The sequence below is a fragment of the Burkholderia territorii genome (assembly GCF_902833055.1).
In the GTDB taxonomy this organism is placed as follows: Bacteria; Pseudomonadota; Gammaproteobacteria; order Burkholderiales; family Burkholderiaceae; genus Burkholderia; species Burkholderia territorii.
Genome location: NZ_CADFEJ010000001.1, coordinates 526524 through 546057 on the forward strand (window position 1 = coordinate 526524; position 19534 = coordinate 546057).

17 protein-coding genes are annotated in these 19534 nt (G+C 68.3%); 4 read left to right on the top strand and 13 right to left on the bottom strand.

The window, feature by feature from the left end:
- Nucleotides 1-255: 255 nt before the first annotated feature.
- The 3 genes from HW466_RS02345 to HW466_RS02355 form a co-directional block, all read right to left on the bottom strand.
- A complete protein-coding gene (locus tag HW466_RS02345; RefSeq protein WP_059450336.1) occupies nt 256-687 on the bottom strand; it encodes a MarR family winged helix-turn-helix transcriptional regulator in 432 nt (143 codons plus the stop codon).
- Nucleotides 684-1601: an alpha/beta hydrolase family protein gene (locus HW466_RS02350; RefSeq protein ID WP_174905376.1), complete on the bottom strand. Its 918-nt coding sequence runs from the start codon at nt 1599-1601 to the stop codon at nt 684-686. Before HW466_RS02350 ends, HW466_RS02345 begins: the two co-directional genes overlap by 4 nt.
- 81 nt (nt 1602-1682) lie before the next feature.
- Nucleotides 1683-1919 (bottom strand): hypothetical protein, encoded by a 237-nt coding sequence (locus tag HW466_RS02355; protein ID WP_151006435.1) that lies wholly within the window; start codon nt 1917-1919, stop codon nt 1683-1685.
- On the opposite strand from HW466_RS02355, the gene HW466_RS02360 reads away from it, so the two are divergent.
- Nucleotides 1900-2865, top strand: coding sequence for an ABC transporter substrate-binding protein (locus tag HW466_RS02360; RefSeq protein WP_151006436.1), 966 nt, complete (start codon nt 1900-1902; stop codon nt 2863-2865). The two genes, HW466_RS02355 and HW466_RS02360, sit on opposite strands and share 20 nt — an antisense overlap.
- A gap of 287 nt (nt 2866-3152) precedes the next feature.
- Here the strand turns inward: HW466_RS02360 and HW466_RS02365 are convergent, their stop codons facing one another.
- The 10 genes from HW466_RS02365 to HW466_RS02410 form a co-directional block, all read right to left on the bottom strand.
- Nucleotides 3153-4085, bottom strand: a complete 933-nt coding sequence (locus tag HW466_RS02365) for an ABC transporter substrate-binding protein (protein WP_059773790.1) — start codon at nt 4083-4085, stop codon at nt 3153-3155.
- 34 nt (nt 4086-4119) lie between these two features.
- Complete coding sequence (locus HW466_RS32085; protein ID WP_174905377.1) at nt 4120-5904, bottom strand: amino acid ABC transporter permease/ATP-binding protein; 1785 nt, start codon at nt 5902-5904, stop codon at nt 4120-4122.
- A 59-nt stretch (nt 5905-5963) separates the two neighbouring features.
- Nucleotides 5964-7322, bottom strand: a complete 1359-nt coding sequence (locus tag HW466_RS02375) for an LLM class flavin-dependent oxidoreductase (RefSeq protein WP_059773787.1) — start codon at nt 7320-7322, stop codon at nt 5964-5966.
- Between the two features lie 7 nt (nt 7323-7329).
- Nucleotides 7330-8379 carry an LLM class flavin-dependent oxidoreductase gene (locus HW466_RS02380; protein WP_059800440.1) on the bottom strand — a complete coding sequence of 350 codons (1050 nt, stop codon included), beginning with the start codon at nt 8377-8379 and terminating at the stop codon, nt 7330-7332.
- A gap of 35 nt (nt 8380-8414) precedes the next feature.
- Entirely contained in the window at nt 8415-9368 is a 954-nt protein-coding gene (locus tag HW466_RS02385) for an ABC transporter substrate-binding protein (RefSeq protein ID WP_174905378.1), read from the bottom strand.
- Nucleotides 9369-9432: 64 nt separating this feature from the next.
- On the bottom strand, nt 9433-9993 hold the full coding sequence (locus HW466_RS02390; protein ID WP_059541270.1) for a GNAT family N-acetyltransferase: 561 nt from the start codon (nt 9991-9993) through the stop codon (nt 9433-9435).
- Between the two features lie 303 nt (nt 9994-10296).
- Nucleotides 10297-10698: a type II toxin-antitoxin system MqsA family antitoxin gene (locus HW466_RS02395; protein WP_151005444.1), complete on the bottom strand. Its 402-nt coding sequence runs from the start codon at nt 10696-10698 to the stop codon at nt 10297-10299.
- 130 nt (nt 10699-10828) lie between these two features.
- Nucleotides 10829-11863 (bottom strand): succinylglutamate desuccinylase/aspartoacylase family protein, encoded by a 1035-nt coding sequence (locus tag HW466_RS02400; protein WP_151005442.1) that lies wholly within the window; start codon nt 11861-11863, stop codon nt 10829-10831.
- Between the two features lie 233 nt (nt 11864-12096).
- Nucleotides 12097-12372: a hypothetical protein gene (locus tag HW466_RS02405; RefSeq protein WP_059507442.1), complete on the bottom strand. Its 276-nt coding sequence runs from the start codon at nt 12370-12372 to the stop codon at nt 12097-12099.
- A 280-nt stretch (nt 12373-12652) separates the two neighbouring features.
- Nucleotides 12653-14203 carry a sensor domain-containing diguanylate cyclase gene (locus HW466_RS02410; RefSeq protein ID WP_060257418.1) on the bottom strand — a complete coding sequence of 517 codons (1551 nt, stop codon included), beginning with the start codon at nt 14201-14203 and terminating at the stop codon, nt 12653-12655.
- A gap of 504 nt (nt 14204-14707) precedes the next feature.
- Here HW466_RS02410 and HW466_RS02415 point away from each other — a divergent pair.
- From HW466_RS02415 to HW466_RS02425, 3 genes are read left to right on the top strand one after another with little or no spacing between them, the layout of a single operon-like run.
- Nucleotides 14708-17584, top strand: a complete 2877-nt coding sequence (locus tag HW466_RS02415) for a xanthine dehydrogenase family protein molybdopterin-binding subunit (RefSeq protein WP_151005440.1) — start codon at nt 14708-14710, stop codon at nt 17582-17584.
- On the top strand, nt 17581-18270 hold the full coding sequence (locus HW466_RS02420; protein WP_059800430.1) for a (2Fe-2S)-binding protein: 690 nt from the start codon (nt 17581-17583) through the stop codon (nt 18268-18270). Before HW466_RS02415 ends, HW466_RS02420 begins: the two co-directional genes overlap by 4 nt.
- A complete protein-coding gene (locus HW466_RS02425; protein WP_174905379.1) occupies nt 18267-19529 on the top strand; it encodes a cytochrome c in 1263 nt (420 codons plus the stop codon). Before HW466_RS02420 ends, HW466_RS02425 begins: the two co-directional genes overlap by 4 nt.
- Nucleotides 19530-19534 lie beyond the last annotated feature (5 nt).

A 19534-nucleotide genomic window follows, 5' to 3' on the forward strand; every position in this document is an offset into this window, starting at 1 on the left:
CAACGGGAAGGCCAGGTCCGTGCATACGACGAATGCGTCGAAGTGGATTGCAATGTAGGCGATCCGCATGACGCGCGGGAGGCAATTTTTTGTAACAGGACGTAGCCGGAAAGCGTTGCCGAAGCAGTGACGCGACAGCGAAAAATTTTCCGCCAGAAAACTTCGGAAACCGAATCGAAAGCGCGAATCGGAATCGCTTGCGATTACGCGCGGATTGCGCCGCATCGCACCGATGCAGCGCGCCGTGCGCGTCGTTCAGCGTTCGCCCGGAAAGCGCTCCTGCAACGCGTGCAGCCAGCGTGCGACGACGTCGAGTTCGTCGTCGGAAAATCCGTCGCACAGCTTGCCGTTCAGTTCGCGCAGCAGCACGCGCGCACGCTTGAGCGCCGCGCGACCTTCGTCGGTCAGGAACAGGCGCGTTGCGCGCCCGTCGTCCGAATCGGCGTGCCGCGCGAGCAGGCCGGCCTTTGCCATCCGGTCGGCGAGCCCCGACATCGCGGACGGCGCCAACTGCAGCGCGGCACCGACTTCGCCGATCAGCGCGCCGTCCTGCCTCGCCAGGCAGAACAGCACGCCGGCCTGCGCGGCGCTGGCGCGCGCATCGGTCTCGGCCTTGCGGTCGACCCAGCGCTGCACGCGCCGCTGGCCGATGTTCAACAGGAAAAACAGTCGTCGGTCTTCGCTCAAGCTCGGTTCCCGGCTGCAATGGAAAGTGGCGGGCGACCCGCGGCACGCGGCGCGTCGAGCGCATGCGCGAGCCAGTCGGCGACCGCGGGCCACAGCACGGCGCCCGGCCGGCTGCGGAAAAAGCCCATGTGTCCGACCGGCCCGCTGCCCGCTGCGTTCGGATCGATCTGGCGGCGTTCGACGGCCGCCCGGGTCAGGTAGCTTACCAGCAGGTCGATCGCGCGCGGGTTCGCCCACGGATCGTCGTCGAAGCCGAGCGCGAGAATCGGCAACTGCTGCTTCGAAAAGCGCTCGGCTGCCCCGAGCGTCGGATCGTCGAAGAAGTAGCGCGGCAGCGTGGTCCAGTGACTCCACTCGCGGAACACGCCTGCGGGGAGATCCTCGCCGAGCCCGAGCCGCTTGCCCGGCACGTAGCCGAGCAGCGTCGATGCGAGCGGGCCGAGCACGCGCAGGATCAGGCGCACCTTCAGCCGCTCGCCCGCGCGCGAAATCAGCCGCGTGCTGCCCGCGTGCGCGGCGACCATCACGGCCGCGCGCAGATGAGCGGTGCCGGCGGACAGCCCGATCGCGTGGCCGCCGACGCTGTGCCCGACCGCCAGCAGCGGCAGCGACGCGTATGCATTGCGCGCCCACGCGATCGCGGCGCCGACGTCGAGTTCGACCCAGTCGCGCATGCGTGCGTGCAGCGCGCTCAGCTGCGCGGGCCGCGACGCGCCGATACCGCGATAGTTGTACGTCAGCGCCGCGAAGCCGCGTTCGGTTAGAAAGCGTGCGAAGCCGGCGTACAACCGCTCCGGCACGGCAGTGGCCGGATGGATCAACACCAGCGCGCGCGGCGGCGCGTCCGGCGACCACAGCGTGCCGCGCAGCGTGTAGCCGTCGGCGGCGGAGAATTCGACGGGTTCCGATGTCATCGCGATCCTCGTTCGGGAAGTTATTTCGTATGCGAAATATAGTCCGGGATTTATTTCGCGCACGAAATATCTATCGAGGAATCATTCGAACGGCTGCTGTCGCAGCGCGGCGGGCCGCGTCGCGCTGCGGCGGGCCTTCCATCCAACATTTGCATCTTTGCATAGCGGAATATTGCGTTTGTCTCGCGAAGCGGATCGCCGTATCTTCATCGGTTCCATCCGTGCGCCGGCCATCGCGGCGGCGGATCCACGGGCGACGCCGTCGCGCGCGCGCCCGCCAACTTCCGGGGAGATCACGTTGTCGAGTCGAATCGTCACCGCGTTGCTGCTCGCGCTCGCCGCGCAGCCAGGCATCGCGAAAGACACCGTCACGCTGCGCGTCGGTGAACAGAACTACTTCAACATCCAGGCGTCGATGGAGGCATCCGGCGTATTGAAGGACCTGCCTTACACGATCGAGTGGAAGCACTTCCAGGCCGCCGCGCCCGTCGCCGAAAGCCTGAACGGCAATGCGATCGACGTCGGCTTCCTCGGCGATTCCGCGCTGTTGACGCTAGCCGCGCGCGGCGCGCCGGTGAAGGTGGTCGCGGTGTCGCGGCAGAGCCTCGACGGCGTCGCGATCCTCGTGCCGAAGAACTCGCCGGTGCGCACCGTCGCCGACCTGAAGGGCAAGACTGTCGCTGTGTGGCGCGGCGCCTGGAGTCAGCAGCTCGTGCTGCGCGCGCTCGAACACGCGGGCCTGCGCGCGGATTCCGTGAAGTATGCGTACCTGATGCCGATCGATGCCACCAACGCGCTCGCGAACGGCTCGGTCGACGCCGTGTCGCTGTGGGAGCCGTTCGTCAGCACGCTCGCGCTGCGCCAGGGCGCGCGGCCGGTGACGACCGCGCAGGGGCTGATGCCCGCGTTGAGCTTCGTCGCGGCGAACGAGCAGGCGGCGACGGCAAGACGCGCGGAGATCACCGATTTCCTGAAGCGCGTGGTGGCCGCACGGCAGTGGGTCGATGCTCATCCGCGCGAGTATGCCGACCTGTGGGCGAAGCGCGCGAAGCTCGAACCGGACGTTGCCTACCGCTGGCTCGACAACGCGCACCAGCGCGTAGGTCCGGTCGACGACGCGGCCGCGAAGGATGCGCAGAACACCGCCGACTTCCTGCACAAGGCCGGCGTGATTCCGGCCGCATACGACACGGCGAAGCTGCTCGACCGCTCGTATGCGGACGCGTTTTCGGCGCCCGCGCCAAAGACGGTCGCGGCGCAGTGACTTGATGTGCCGAAACGCATTCGGCTTGTCGACGCGCCGGTCGGTCACAAAGGGGGCGTATTGCCGCCGCGGCGTGTCGACGTTCCCGATTCGCGGCTTCGATCGCGTGACGATGAGCCGGCCTGAGCGCGTGACCGGATTCCGGCGAATCGCGCGCATGTTGCGGAACTCGACCGGTTTCACGCGGCGGTGCAGGCGCAGGCCGCGACGATCGATTTTCCGTTTCACCCCGACATCCCAACCACGGAATGCCGGGGCGACTTCACTTCATCGGCCAGCGCATCGAATCAAAACGACGGCAACCCCGGCGGATTCGTCTCCGCGCGCGCGATTGCCTCGCTCTGCAATCCCCAGCGCGCGAGTGCCTGCCCGTAGCGGCCGCTGACGATGAGCGCGTTCGTCGCGAGCGTCAGCGCCGGTGCGAGCCCGCTGCCGCGACGCGTCGCGATCGCGACATCCGCATTCGCCGGCCAGCCCGCGTTGACGACGCCGACCCGGCGAATCCTGCCGTCGCGCGCGGCCTCGTAAGCCAGCGACGCATTCGGGTTCAGCTCGGCATCGGCGCGGCCTGACAGTAGCGCAACGCGGGCCGCCGCATCGTCGTCGAAATAGAGCAGCTCGGTGGCCTTCAGCCCTTGCGCGACATTGCGCCGGCTCCATTCGAGCAGGATGCGCTCCTGGCTCGTGCCGGCACCCGTGATGATGCGCAGGCCCGCGACATCCTTCGGCCCGTCGATCTTCGCGATCGGGCTCGCGGTGCGCACGTAGAAACCGTGCAGCCCGAGCCGGTAGGTCGTGAAATCGTATTTCTCCTTGCGCTTCTCGGTCACGCCGACATTCGAGATCACGGCATCGTACTTGCCCGACGTGAGCCCGAGGGGCCAGTCCGCCCACGCGATCGGCACGAGCACCAGCGTGCGGCCGAGCGCGTCGGCGACGAGCTGTGCGTAGTCCGGATCGGCTCCGACGACGGTGCGCGCGTCGGTCGCATAGGTCGACACCGGCGGCGCGTGCGGCGAAATCGCGACGGTGAAGGCCCCGTCGCGTACCCAGCGATAGCGGCTCGCCGCGCGAATCGCCGCATCGTCGCGCGGCGCGCGGATCCGGCCGGCCTGGCGAGGATCGAGATCGGCCGTCGCGGCGGCGGCCCCCGCTGCGTGCCACCGCAGGCCAGTGGCAACTGCCAGCGCGGCGGTCATGAACTGGCGTCGGTCGATCATCGTCGAGTGCCTCGCGAGTCGTGGGCGGCGTGCATCAAAGCACCCGCGACAGGAACGCGCGCGTGCGCGGATGCGCCGGTGCGTCGAGCACGACGGCGGGCGGGCCCGACTCGACGATGCGGCCACGCTCCATGAACAACACGTTGTCCGCGACTTCGCGCGCGAAGCCGATTTCGTGCGTGACGATCACGAGCGTGGTACCCGAGCGCGCGAGCTCCTTGATCACGTCGAGCACTTCGTTGACCAGTTCGGGATCGAGCGCCGACGTCGGCTCGTCGAACAGCAGCACCTTCGGGCGCAATGCGAGCGCCCGCGCGATCGCGACGCGCTGCTGCTGGCCGCCGGACAACTGGCACGGGTATGCATCGGCCTTGTCCGCGAGGCCGACGCGCGCGAGCAGCGTGCGCGCGGTGCGCTCGGCCGCCTCGCGCGTGACGCCGCCGACGGAGACCGGCGCCTCGACCAGGTTCTCGAGCACCGTCAGATGCGCAAACAGGTTGAAGTTCTGGAACACCATCCCGACTGCCGTGCGCCGTTTCAGCACGTCGCGCTCCTTCAGCTCGTGCAGCACGTCGCCGTCGCGCCGATAGCCGATCAGCTCGCCGTCGATGTCGATGAAGCCGTCGTCGACGCGCTCGAGATGGTTGATCGTGCGCAGCAACGTCGACTTGCCCGAGCCGGACGGCCCGACGATCACCGTCACGCTGCCGCGCGGCGCGACGAACGACACGTTGTCGAGCACGCGCTGCATGCCGAACTGTTTCGACACGTTGCGCACGGCGACTTCGCCGCCGGTGCGCGGCACGGGTGCGTCGGCGGTGCCGCCCTGAACCGCTGCATCGGCCGTCGCGTCGCGTGTCGCCGCCCGCCGCCGCAGCGCACCGATGCGCGCCAGCACGAACGTCAGCGCCGACCGCGGCGGATTACGCAACGCGCCGCGCGCGTAGTGGCGTTCGACCTGCACCTGGATCGCCGACAGCACGGTCAGGATGATCAGGTACCACACGGTCGCGACCATCAGCAGCGGAATCACCTCGAGATTGCGGCGATAGATCACCTGCACCGTGTAGAACAGTTCGGGCATCGCAAGCACGTAGACCATCGACGTGCCTTTCGCGAGCGTGATCAGATCGTTGAACGCGGTCGGCAGGATCGCGCGCATCGCCTGCGGCAGCACGATCCGCGTAGTCTGGCGGCCGCGCGGCAGGCCGAGGGCGGCGGCCGCTTCGAGCTGCCCCTGGTCGACCGCGAGAATGCCGCCACGAATCACTTCCGCGGAAAACGCCGCATGGTTCAGCGTGAGGCCGAGCACGGCCGCGAGGAACGGGCTGATCAGGTCGGTGGTCGGCGTGTCGAACCATACGATGTCGGTGAACGGCACGCCGAGCCGCACGTGCTCGTACAGGTAGCCGAGGTTGTTGAGGATCAGCAGCAGCACGATCAGCGGAATCGACCGGAACAGCCACACGAACGTCCATGCGCTCGCGGCTAGCAGTCGCGAGCGCGACAGCCGGGCGAGCGCGACGAACGCACCGAGCACGAAGCCGAACACGGCGCCGAGCAGCGTCAGCACCAGCGTGCGCGCGAGCCCCGACAGCACCGGCGGCGACAGGAACCATTCGGCGAACACCGGCCATCCCCATTGCGGGTTGCCGAGAATCGAATGCAGCGCGAGCGCGATCAGCACGAGCGCGAGCACGGTGCCGACTGTGCGCGACCGGTGCCGGGCCGGCACGATCCGCAGGCGCGTGCCGGCGTCGCGGGCGTGGGACGAAGAGAGCGGCGGCAGTGCGCCGCCGAGATGGGTCGTGTCGCTCATGTCGGTGAGGATCCTCGATCGGGTCGTTGGGCGCGCCGCGTACCGGCGGCGCGTCGGCGTCAAACGTGCGCTTCGGCCGCCTCGCCGTGTTTGCTCGCCGGGCCGGGCGTTGCGTGGCGGCTCGCCTTGCGAGGCAGGCCGAGGTGGTCGCGCAGCGTGTCGCCCGGCAGGTCGCGGCTATAGCGGCCGCGCGCCTCGAGCACCGGAATGACCAGTTCGACGAAGTCGTCGACGCCCTGGGCCTGCACCGGGAAACCGAGGATGAAGCCGTCGCCCGCTCCGGCGTCGTGCCAGCGGATCAACTCGTCGGCCACGTGCTCGGCGGTGCCGATGAAGTTCGGGCGCGGCGTCGCGACGGCGAGTGCCGTCTCGCGCAGCGTGAGCTGCTTGCGCTTCGCGTCGGCCTTGATCCGGTCGGTGGTCGAGCGGAAGCTGTTGCGGCCGATGTCGCCGAGCTCGGGAAACGGCGCGTCGAGCGCGTACTGCGTGAAGTCGTGATGATCGAAATAGCGGCCGAGATAGGCGAGCGCCTCGTCGATGGTCAGCAGGTCGCGGATCGCCTGGTATTTGTCTTCCGCCTCCGCGGCCGTACGGCCGACGATCGGTCCGACGCCCGGGAAGATCTTCACGTCGCCGGGCTGGCGGCCGTGCTCGACGGCGCTTTGCTTCACGCGCCGCGTGAACGCGGCCGTTTCGTCGAGCGACGGCGAATGCGTGAACACGGCGTCCGCGTATTTGCCCGCGAGCCCGATGCCGCTGTCGGACGAGCCGGCCTGGAAAATCACCGGCTGCCCCTGCGGCGAGCGCTGGATGTTCAGCGGGCCGGCCACCTGGAAGAAGCGGCCGCGATGGTCGAGCGTATGCAGCTTGTCGCGATCGAAGAAGCGCCCGGTCGCGCGATCGCGCACGAATGCGTCGTCGTCCCAGCTGTCCCACAGCCCCTGCACGACGTCGAGGTATTCGTCCGCGATTTCGTAGCGCAGTTCGTGATCGGGATGTGCCTTGCCGAAATTCTTCGCGGTGCCTTCGAGCGGCGTCGTCACGACGTTCCAGCCCGCGCGCCCGCCGCTGATCACGTCGAGCGATGCGAGCTGGCGCGCGACCGTGAACGGCTCGCTGTACGACGTCGAGATCGTGCCCGCGAGGCCGATCTTCTTCGTCGCGACCGCGAGCGCCGACAGCACGGTGAGCGGCTCGAAGCGGTTCAGGAAGTGCGGGATCGACTTCTCGTTGATGTAGAGGCCATCCGCGACGAACGCGAACGCGATGCCGGCGGCCTCCGCCTTGCGGGCGATGCCGATCGCGAAGTCGAGGTTGATGCTCGCGTCCGGCGGGTTGCTCGGATGCCGCCACGCATTCATGTGGCTGCCTGCGCCTTGCAGCATCAGGCCGAAGGGAATCGATCGTCGGGTCGTCATGGGCGCGTCACGCGTTCTGGTCGAGGGAAGGGAATCGTTCGGCGGCGAGCGCCGCCTGCACGGGCGTAATCGACTGCGCACCGCCGAGCCATTCGGCCGACGCGAGCCGGGCCGCGTAATCGGTCACCGGCGAGTCGACCACGAATGCATCGACGTCGAGCCGCCGGCTCAGCGCGTCGAGCGCGCGGTGCACGCGCTCGGGCGTATCGGCCAGCACGGTCGGGCGCAACTCGTCGATCCGGTAGTCGGACGCGCCGCTTTGCCGCGCGAATTCGGCGGCGGCCTGCGCGCTCGCGAGGTTGAAGCTCTGGCCGCCGGCGAATTGCAGCCTGAAGATCTTCAGCGGCCCGATCAGTTGCTCGGCCGCGTCGCGGGTCGGCGCCGCGACCGCGTACAGTGCGACGAGCGGGCGCGTGCCGCCCGCGTCGCGGTACGCGGCCAGCGAGCGTTCGAGGTTCGCGTCGTCGCCGTTGAAGTGCCCCGCGTAGCAGAAGCGCCAGCCGTGGCGGGCGGCGAGCGCGCCGCTGGCGGGCGAGCCGCCGAGCAGGATGCGCTCGGGCGCGTGCGGCGGCACCGGCATCGCGACCGCGCCGGCAAGCGGATGATCCTCGGCGACGCCCCAGCCGAGGAACGCGTCGAGCTCCGCGAGCTGGCCCGCGAAGTCGGGCTTCCTCGCCTTGTCGTGAAACCACTGCAGCGCGCGCGTGGTCAGCGGCAAGCCGCCCGGCGCCTTGCCGATGCCGAGATCGACGCGACCGGGAGCGAGCGCGGCGAGCAGCTTGAACGTCTCGGCGACCTTGAACGGGCTGTAGTGCTGCAGCATCACGCCGCCCGACCCGACGCGAATGCGCGACGTGTGCGCGAGCAGGTGCGCGACGACGATCTCGGGCGCGGAGCTCGCGAAGCCCGGCGTGCCATGATGCTCGGCAACCCAGAAGCGCTCGTAGCCGAGCTGTTCTGCGCGCCGTGCGAGGGCCGTGGTGAAGCGCAACGCATCGGCGGCGCTCGCGCCGTCGGCGATCGGGCTTTTGTCCAGCAATGAAAGCGAATAAGACATGTCGGCGTTCCTGCGAGGGCGTGGACGGGCGGCGCTCAGATCTTCGGCAAGCCCGGCGGATTCGTGCGCGACTGGTCGATCGCTTCGGACGCGAGGTTCCAGCGGTCGAGGATCTGTTGATAGCGGCCGTTCTTGATCAATCCGTTCAGCGCGATCGTCAGCGGCTCGGCGAGCCCGCTGCCGCGACGCGTCGCGATCGCGATGTCGGCGGTGCGCGGCCAGCCGCCGCTGATCGCGCCGACGAGGCGCGTCTTGCCCTGCTGCGCGCTCTGGTAGGCGAGCACCGAATTCACGCTGAACACGGCATCGGCGCGGCCCGACTGCACGGCGACGATCCGCATCGCCTGATCGTCGTAGTACTGGACCTGCACGGGCTTCAGGCCGTGCGCGACGTTCTCGCGGTCCCACGCGAGCAGGATCTTTTCCTGGTTGGTGCCCGCATCGGTGACGATGCGCAGCCCCGCGACGTCCTTCGGCTCGCGGATCGACTGGATCTTGCTGTCGTTGCGCACGTAGAAGCCGACCTGGTCCTTGCGGTAGGTCGAGAAATCGAACTTCTGCTTGCGCTCCTCGGTGACGGTGACGTTCGAGATCACCGCGTCGACTTTCCCCGATTCGAGTGCGAGCGGCCAGTCGGCCCATGCGAGCGGGACGATCTTCAGCTTGCGGCCGAGGCTGTCGGACACGAGCTGGCCGACGTCCGCGTCGAAGCCGATCACCGTGCGCGCGTCGGTCGCATACGAGCTGATCGGCGGCAGGCTCGGCGCGACGCCGATCGTCAGCGTGCCCGGTTCGGCGAACCTGAACGACGCGGGCACCGCGCGCTCGACGGCCGCATCGGCCGTACCGCGCGGCCGGCCGCGCTGCTCGGGGCTGAGATCGAAGGTCGCGGCGGCCGCGGCGATCGCGGTCATGGCGATCAGTGCGGCGGCTAGTGCGGCGGCCAGCGTGCGGATTGCGCGCGGTGTGAAAGGTGCGGATCGTTGCATCGATGTGTCCTGTTGTTGTCGTGTGTCGGGGATTGGGGAAGCGGGATCGGACGGCGCGGGGCGGTCAGCGCGGCAACACCGCTTCGGGCAGCGGCGCCCACAGGTCGGCGAGCGTCGACGTGCGCGACGGATCGGCGAGATCCTTGCCGAAGCGCAGGTGGAAATACGCTTCCGGGTCGATCGACGAATCGAACAGCCGCGTATAGCCGGTGCGGTCGTACAGCGCCCACGCCTCGGGCTGGCGAAAGCCGGTGGTCAGGTACACGCGTCGGTAGCCCTGCTGCGCGGCGCGCAGTTCGAGTGCGTCGACGATCTGGCGCGCGAGCCCCTGGCGGCGCAGGTCCGCGCGGGTCCAGATGCGTTTGAGTTCGGCGGTCTGCGCGTCGTAGCGCTTGAACGCACCGCCGCCGATCGTTTCGCCGTCGCGCAGCAACAGCACGAACGCGCCGTCGGGCGGCGCGAACAGCTCGGCCGGGTAGCGTGCGAGTTCATCGCGTGCGGATGCGCGGCTGTCGGGGCGATACGCGTCGTAGCGCGTCGCATATTCGTCGATGAGCGCGTCGATCAGCGGCTGGGCGCGGACGTCGAGCGGCGTCGTGTCGATGAGGCGGTCGGTCGTGGCCATGGGCATCGCGAAGGGCGCGCGATGCGGACGTTCCTGGCGGGGGCGGGGCACACGGCCCGTCCGGTCTGTTCCGTTATCGCGACGCGGTTGTCGTGATGACGGCGGCCGCGGTGCTTGCAGTGCTGCATCCGGCGTGCCGCCGCCGTTTCGAACACGTTAGCGGCGCGGCCGGCAAAGACGAACGAAGCAATTTCGATAAGGATTTCGCGGCGAGCGTCAGAAGGCTTGCAGGGAGAGCGAGGTGAGGACGGGGAGCGCATGCGTCGAATGTTCCACGCACGCGCAATGCCGGAGGGAATACGTCTACGCTGCGCGCACTTCGGCGAGCAGATCCGGATGACGATCCAGAATCTTGAGGAGCTTCACGAGGGCAAGCGGCGGATTCGTCTTGCCGGTTTCGTAGCGCGAGAAGGCATTGACGCCGCCACCGAAGAGCTCCGCCGCCTCGCGTTGATCCAGCATCAGCTTCTTGCGTACCTTCGCGATGAACTTCGGGTCGAAAATGGTCGAATTCACTTGCTTGTTGAACGCGCCGATCGCGTCACCCAGCCGGGTTGCCTCTTCCATGTCCAGCACCGACTCGCCGCAGGCCGGACAGAAGTCGCCGGTTACATCGCGAACGACGGTCGAGCGACCCTTGTATGTGTAGGGGATGTCTCGTGTATCGCGGACGAGTTTCGCGCCACCGCACGCAGGACACTTCATGTTCAACGCTCCTTCTTTTCGTCGGCGATCGTAACCAAAAGAGTTAATTTGTCAAGTTGGTTAATGGCGCGCGCATGCAGTCCGCCATCCTCGGCAGGCTGCACGGAAAAGATACGGGGAGTCACTCGGCCTATCGGCGAACGCGCGGCGGCGTCGACGCCTCCGCCAGCTGAAACAGGCAATCGCCGCGCCGCACCTGTGCGGGCACGCGCTTGCACACCACTTCGCCGTCGCCGTTGAAGCGGTGCAGCACGGGCTCGCGCAGCGGCGTATCGGGGAAGTGCACCCACGCGGCCGGCTGGCCCGCTTTCACCTGGTCGCCGAGTTCGACGAGCGGCTCGTAGAGCCCGCGGTCGTACGCGTAGACGAAGTGACGATCGCCGTCGACGCGCAGGAAGCGCGTGACGGTCGGCGGTGCGTCGGGCACGAGCGCGCCGCGCAGCAGGCCGATGTAGCCGAGGTAGTGCAGCAGCCCGTGGCGGCCGAGCCGGATCAGCGCCGGATCGGCCATGCCCGCACCGCCGAGCTCGGTCACGATCGAGATCGCCCCCTGCCGGCGCGCGGCCGATGCCGAGTGCACGGGGTTCGGCGCGTGCAGCAGCGCGTTCGGCAGCCCGAACGCGACCAGCAGCCCGTGGAGCTTCGTGGCCTCGTCGTCGTCGAGCGGGTCGATCGCGAGCATGTTGCCGCCCTGGTACAGCAACGAGCTGCCGCCCGAATGCAGGTCGACCAGATACTGCGCGCGCGACAGCAGAACATGCTCGATGTAATGCGCGATCATCTGCGTCGGCGTGCCGGCCGGGTCGCCGGGGAAGCTGCGGTTCAGGTTGCCCTCATCGAGCGGCGACACACGCAAGCCCGCATCGGCCGCGGGGAAATTCGCCATCGGCAGCAGGATCAGCTGCCCGCTGACCATCTCCGGATCGATCTCGCGCATCAGTTGCGACACGATGATCTGGCCTTCGTATTCGTCGCCGTGGTTGCCGGCCATCACGAGCGCGACCGGCCCGTCGCCGTTGCGGATCGATGCGATCGGGATCGGCAGCCAGCCGTAGGCGGAGCGATGTACGGAATGCGGCAAGCGCAGGTAGCCCGCATGCTTGCCTTGCGCATCGAGATCGATTTCGCAGTGGATGGGATTTCGGTGGGACGAGGAGGCGGTCATGGCGGCATCGTTCAATGAACGGAATCCGCCATCTTATCGGGAAACGACGGCCGCGCGGCGCGGGCCACGCAACGCGCCGTCGATCGGCCCGTGCGCGATCCGGCGACATGTCGCGACCCGGGCGGCCTCGCGCGATGTTTCAACGCTGAAACGCATGCCGTCGCGCGAGCGAGTGCGCATGCGGCATTGCGCGGCGGCCCCTTGTCGCCACGGGGCCGGCGCGGACGATGGCTTCAGCGACCGGCGGTTTCAGCTTCGATACGGCCTTCTTCCCACAGCGCCCAGAAACGGCTGCCGGCGCGATACGGATTCGCACGTCGCGCCGCATGGTCGGCGACGCCCTGGCGATACGCGCCGTACAGCGTCAGCGGCGGATTGTCGACGCACGCGGCTTCACGCGCGGCGGGCACGCGGCGCTCGGAAACGAGCCGCCGGATCAGCGACGCGCCGTCGATCACATCCAGTTGATCGCTCGCTTGCGCACGGCTGAGGACTTCGACGGTATTCATGTGTGGGCTCCCTGACATCCTGTTTTCCAGTCAAGGAGCAATAAGGGTGCCAGCCTCGAAATTCCCCGCGCCGCACCGATCGTGCGGGCTTCTGCGGCGAACGTGACGCGCGGCGCGGGTCGATGTTACGGAACACGTCACGTGACACGCGCGAGCGCGGCGGAACACGCGCGCGCATGCATGCAGCGAAGCGACGCAAAGCGTTGCGGGAATGAATCGAGGGCAGCGAACGGATACGCGTGCAAGCGCGAAGCCCGCCGACGTCGACGAACGCGCGCGCTCAGTTCGTCGTCGCGGGTGCGACGCGGCTGCTTCCGGCCGAATAGAAGCGGTAGATCCCCTTGCCGGCCGACTTCGCGTCGTACAGCGCGCTGTCGGCCTGGCGGATCAGTTCGTCGGGGGAGCCGTGCCCGTCGTCGAGCGCGATGCCGATGCTGATCCCGAAGCTGACGGTCTGGCCGATCGACAGCGTGTACGGCGCCGAGATCTGCCGGATGATCCGCGCGGCAAGCAGCGAGCAGGCGTGCATCGTGGTCGCGTCGAGCGCGACGACGAATTCGTCGCCGCCGATCCGGGCCACCAGTTCGCCGGCCGGCAGCGTCTTGCCGAGCCGCTCGGCGACCTGCGTGAGCACTTCATCGCCGGCCTGGTGGCCGAACCGGTCGTTGATCGCCTTGAAGCCGTCGAGATCGAGATACATGACGGCGAGCGTGGCGCCCGGCAGGCGCGGCCGGTGCGCGAGCATCCGCTTGAGTTGCGCATGCAGCTCGTGGCGGTTCGGCAATCCGGTGAGCGCATCGTGTCGCGCGAGGTGCCGGATATGCTGCTCGGCGCGGCGGCGCGTGGTGACGTCCTCGACGATGACGACCGCGTTGCCGTCCGGCACGCGATGGCGCGTCAGTTCCAGCTGCCGGCCGTCGGCCAGCGTGATGTCGAGCGGCACCGGTTCGTCATGGTTCAGCCAGACGTCGCATTGCGCGGCGAGACCCGCGCCGTCGCCATCGGCCACCGCGTTTGCGCCGAGCGCCGCGACGACGTCGGGTAGCGGCGTGTCGAGCATGATCTCGCGCGGCGAGCCGAACAACTGCGCGGTGCGGCGGTTCGCGACAATCACGCGGCTCTCGCCGTCGATCATGCACAGACCGTGTGGCATGTAGGTGAGGGCGGCGTCGAAGCGCGCGACGAGCTCGGCGTTGCGCTGACGCGCGGCGATCAGCGCGACCAGCACGCGGTAATGACGCTGCACGACCGTGCGCATGGCCGCGAGATAGATCGCGAGCGGCGGCAGCAGCAGCCATGCGCCGGGCCGCTCGACCAGCATCGCGCCGAGGCCGATCGGCAGGACACCGAGCGTGACCTGCGTCATCGCGAGCCGCGGCAGCGCCGAATTGCGCGACGCGATCCCGCCGAATACGCCGCCCGCGACCATCACCGACAGCGTGCCGAGTTCGGCGTCGGGCGCCTCGACGCAGCCCATCACGCCGAGGCCGAGCACGAAGCACGCGGCGAGCGACACGGGCGCATAGCGCAGCGCCCAGTATTCGGCGCGATCGTCGCCGGCGGCACGATGTACTGCATACGCACGTGCGATCGCGAGTCGCGCGACGAGCAGGCCGACGTCGACGACGAGCCACACGAAACACCAGAGTTGATGCAGCCGGATCAGCGCGATTGCCGCGACGAATGCGCTGGCGAGGCCGGACAGCGCCATCGGGCGCACGTCCTCGAACAGCGTGACGAGCATCGAAGGACGCAGCGCGGCCGTCACATGGTGATTGCCGGAAGGGGGAGTGGCGAGAACGGCGTTCAGGAGGCTTGCCTTGACTGCCATGGCTATTTTGACCTCGACACGATGCGACGCATTGCCGACCGCTTCCGCACGGCACGTGGCGGGAGAACGGCGAGCCGGATGCGCACGACATTACCATGAAACGCCGGCCGCGCGTGCCGTGCGGGGCGTCGACGAGTCGTCGCAAGTCATGCCGGCGTGCGCGTTGCGCATTCGCCGACGCCGGTGCGGAAATCGTTGCTGACGGAGCGATGTCGGGCAGTTGCTCGCGCGTCGTTTTTGGCGCGCGTCATGCATGCGTCGCGCATCGCGCGTGAACGGCCCGAGGCGATCGATTCACCCGACGCGACACCGGCGGGAGCGCGCACATGCGGTCACCCGCAACCGGGCGCCTCGGCCCGTCTGAATCCCGTTATAAGAAATTCAATAAGTATTTCATGCGAGAAATACTATAGGCGATATATCCAAAACAATGCCAGAATGCGCGCCGCTCCGAACGCCGCGACACCCGATCGCCGTCCGAGCCGCATCAGGAGGTTCTCCCACATGAAAAACCACGGCCTGTCACGGCGGGGTTTTCTGAAAGCCAGCGTGCTGGCGGGTGTCGCGGTGTATGTCGCGCCCATCGGCAGTCGCGCGTTCGCGGCGCTCTTCGAAGAAAAACTCCTTACCCCCGTCAAATGGGATAGCGTCACCGGCATCCCCCAATTCCGCATCGACGGCATCGCGAAGGTCACGGGCTCGAAAGTGTTCGCCCGCGACGTGCGCGCAGCCGACATGCCGCACTGGCCGCAGCAGCAATCGCACGCGCTGATCCTGCGCGTCACGCAGGCCGATCGTGTCTACGAAGGTTTCGACCTGTCGCTGCTCGGCGACGAACTGAAGCCGGACCGCGTGGTCACGGCCGACGATCTCGCACGCGACGGCGTCGCGTTCCCGGCGTTCTACGGCGACGACATGCTGTTGCCCGCCGGCAAGACGCCCGCGTATCTCGGCCATGCGGTCGCGATTCTCATCTATCACGACTTCGCGCGCTTTCGCTTCGCGAAGAACGCACTCAAGTTCCGCGACGACGTGATCCGCTACGGCGCAATCACGGGCCCGCTCGAGCGCGATCCGTGGGGCACGTTCCGCTACGTGCGGGTGGGCGGCAAGACGGCGTACGACGACGATGTCTATTCGAGCCTGAAGGATGCGCCGATCTTCCCGAGCATGATGCGCAAGCACCTGCCGGTCTGGCCTGACGGCAAGGAACACGGCAAGCTCGACGAACAGGGGATGTTCCTGGCCGGCCAGATCGCCGCCGAGCTCGATCGTCCGTCGGCCGACTGGCTCGTGTTCGACCGCGAGTACAGCACGCAGTCGGTCGATACGGCCGCGCTCGAACCCGACAACGCGAACTGCTGGTACGACACCGCGACGCAGTCGATGCACCTCGTCGTGCCGACCCAGTCTCCGCTCGAGGTGGCGGAGAATGCGGCCGCGATGGTCGCGAAATGCCGCTTCCCGGTGAAGAAACTGTTCGTGCATCCGTGCTATACGGTGGGCTACGGTTCGAAGGATCACTGCAACGTGCCGTTCTACGGCCTCGTGTGTGCGCTGTACGCGGACGGCCGTCCGGTGCGGTTCGCGAACGACCGCTACGAGCAGTTCCAGACGTCGCTGAAGCGTCACGCGTTCAAGATGCATTACCGGATCGCGGTCGATCGCAACACGGGCCTACTGCAGTCGTTCAAGGGCGACTTCGAGGCGAATGGCGGCGGGCGCTCGAACTTTTCGCCGTCGGTGGCGATGGTCGGCGCGACGGCCGCGCAATCGATCTACTACTTTCCGAAAAGCGACCTCGCGGCGGTCGCGATCGCATCGCGCGCGATCGACGCCGGTTCCGCGCGCGGCTACGGCACGCTGCAGAGCATGGCCGCGACCGAGATGGCGGTCGACGAGATCGCCGCGCAACTGAACCTCGATCCGATCGAGTTCCGCCTGCGCAACGCGCTGCGTTCGGGGATGAAGAACACGCAGGGCGCGATTCCCGCCGGCGCGCTGCGCGTCGACGAAGTGCTGGAGCGCGCGAGGCAGCATCCGCTGTGGACGCGCCGTGCGGCGCGCAAGGCCGAATTCGAGGCGGCGAACCCCGGCAAGCGCTATGGCGTCGGTTTCGCGTGCGTGCAGAAGGATTTCGGCACGGGTGCCGAGGCATCGTTCGCGAAGGTCGAATTCGACGAGAACGGCAAGGTGTCGCTGCATCACACGGCTGCCGAGATCGGCACCGGGATGTCGACGTCGCAGGCCGTCGCGGTCGCGAAATGGCTCGGCCGCCCGGCGACCGACGTGCGCGTCGCCGTGACCGAATGGCCCGACCTGCCGGTCGAGACGAGCGGCGATCCCTATCTGATGTCGCAAGCGGAGCAAGACCGGCTGAGCGCGAATCCGCGCTGGTCGCCGGGCTATGCGTCGCCGTCGAGCGCGACGAATTCCGCGTATTACTTCACGCACAGCACGCGCGAAGCCGCGCGCGCCGTGTTCCGCTACGGACTGTGGCCGGCCGCGATGTCGATCTGGACGCGCGGCCTCGGCGGCGGCCAGGCCGCGCCGTACACGATCCGCATCGAGGACGCGCGCTGGGTCGACGGCAAGCTGACCGCCGACGGCCTCGAACCGCTGACGTTCGAGCAGCTCGCGAAGCAGGCGCATGCGCTCGGCCTGCCGACCGGCGCCGTCGTGCACGTGTTCAATCGCTGGCAATGGACCGACGCCGAGTTCGAGGTGGGCGGCGTGGTCGATCGTCTGCCGATCGACGGGCTGTCGCTGCGGGTCGGCACGCCGAAGACGGGCGAAGCCGGTCCGATGGCGGGCACGGCCGCACCGGCCGGCGCGACCTCGATGCACGGCACGCTTGCGCCGACCGCGAACGGCTATCGCGTGCTGGACCGCAAGCGCGTGTTCATCCCGCCGACGAGCCGCAACAACGCGGCCGTCACGTACTACACGGCGGTCGGCACGCTCGTCGAGCTGGCCGTGCATGAAGCGACCGGCAAGGTCGAGCTGCTCACGCATCACTCGATCATGGAGTGCGGCAACCAGATCTCGCCGCAGCTCGTGTCGGGCCAGTTGCAGGGCGGCCTCGCGATGGGCATCGGCCATGCGCTGCACGAGTATCTGCCGCTTTACGAAGACGGGCCGGGCAACGGCACGTGGAACTTCAACCGCTACCAGCTGCCGCGCGCGACCGACGTCGCCGTGTGGTCGCAGACGGGCGACATCCTGCCGCCGCTGTCCGAGACCGATCCGCCGAAGGGCGTCGCCGAGGTGGTGATGATCCCCGTCGTCGGCGCGATTGTGAACGGCATCGCGCACGCGATCGGCCATCGTTTCACCGACTTGCCGGTGACCCCGCAAAAGATCCAGGAGGTGCTCGCATGACGACCGCCCAAACCGCCGCGTCGGCCGCAAGCGCTGCCGCGACCGGCGCATCCGCACCGAACGCGGCGTCGGCCGCACCGGCATCAGCATCCGCGGCGCCCGCTGCCGCGCCGGCGGCCGTCGAGCGTCCGCTCGTCCGCTTCCAGCAGAAGCCGCTGTCGGTGAACATCAACGGCAAGTCCGTCGGCCCGATGCAGGTGCCCGAAGGGCTGATGATGATCGAGTTCCTGCACGAATACGCGGGCCTCACCGGTTCGCGCCTCGGCTGCGGGCAGGGCATCTGTCACGCGTGCGTCGTGATCGTCGACAAGCCGGACGGCACGAGCGAGGAAATGCGCACCTGCATCACCGGCGCGCACTTCTTCCACGGCCGTTCGATCCGCACGATCGAAGGCCATGCGAAGCGCAACGAAGCCGGCGAAGTGGTCGAGCTGTCGCCGATCCAGCAGAAGTTTCTCGAGCACTTCAGCTTCCAGTGCGGCTACTGCACGCCGGGCTTCGTCAATGCGGCGACGGTGCTGATCGAGCGCCTGAAGCGCGAGCCGGTCGCGAAGGCCGACGTCGAACGCACGATTACCGACGCGCTGAACGCGCACATCTGCCGCTGCACCGGTTACGTCCGCTACTACCAGGCCGTGAAGGACGTGATCCTCACGACGCCTGGACTCGTGAAGGACGCCGCATGACACGCACATTCGCCCATCGTGCCGCCCGCGCCGTGCGCGCGCCCGCGCTCGCGGCTGCCTGCGCGCTGCTGCTCGCCGCCTGCGGCGGCCATGACGCGCCGGTAGCGAGCGCGGCATCCGGCGCACCCGGCGCCGACCAGGTCGCGCGCGGCCGCTATCTCGTGAAGGCCGCCGACTGCGCGGCATGCCACACCGCGAAGGACGGTGCGCCGTTCGCAGGCGGCGCGCCGCTCGAATCGCCGTTCGGCACGTTCTACGGCTCCAACATCACGCCCGACAAGGCGCACGGGATCGGCAACTGGAGCGCGGACGACTTCTACGCCGCGCTGCACGACGGCAAGGCGCCGGGCAAGCGGCTGTACCCGTCGATGCCGTACACGTCGTACCGGCAGCTCACGCGCGCCGATACCGACGCGATGTACGCGTACCTGAAGACGGTGAAGCCGGTCGCGCAGGAAAACCGCGCGCACGAACTCAAGTTCCCGTACAACCTGCGCTTCGGCATGGTGTTCTGGGACATGGCGTTCCTGAAGGACAGCCTGCCCGATGCATCGACCGGCCAGTCCGCCGACTGGCAGCGCGGCCGCTATCTGGCGGGCGCGCTCGGCCACTGCGCGGAATGCCACACGCCGCGTGCGTTCACGGGGCAGCTCGACGGCGCGAAGCCGTTCGCGGGCGCCGCGCTCGGCCGCGTGGCCGCGCCGGACATCACGCCCGCAGGCCTCGCCGCGCGCGGCTGGACCGGAACCGACCTGCAGACGTTCTTCGGCGTCGGCATCGCGCCGCAAGGCTCGGCGTTCGGCGAAATGTATCCGGTCGTGCACCTGAGCACGCAATACATGACGAAGGACGATCTGCGCGCGCTGTCCGTCTATTTGCTCGGCGATACGCCGCCGGCTCCGCAGCCGGTCAAGCCGGTATCGGCCGATGCCGCGCAACTCGCGGCCGGCCGCTCGGTGTATCTCGCGGTGTGTGCGGGCTGTCACGGTTTCAACGGCGAAGGCAAGCCGCACGTGGCGGTGCCGATGAACGGCAATTCGACGCTGCGTCAGGGCGATGCGCGCAACCTGCTGGTCGCGATGCTCGACGGCATCGACGAGCAGAAGTTTGCCGGCTTCGAGAACCTCCAGCCGATGCCGGGTTTCGCGCACACGCTGAGCGACGACGAACTCGCCCAGCTCGCGAACTACCTGCGCGCGACGTGGGGCGGCCAGCCGGCGAGCGTCACGCCGGCCGACGTGAAGGCGATGCGTCGGTAAGCCGC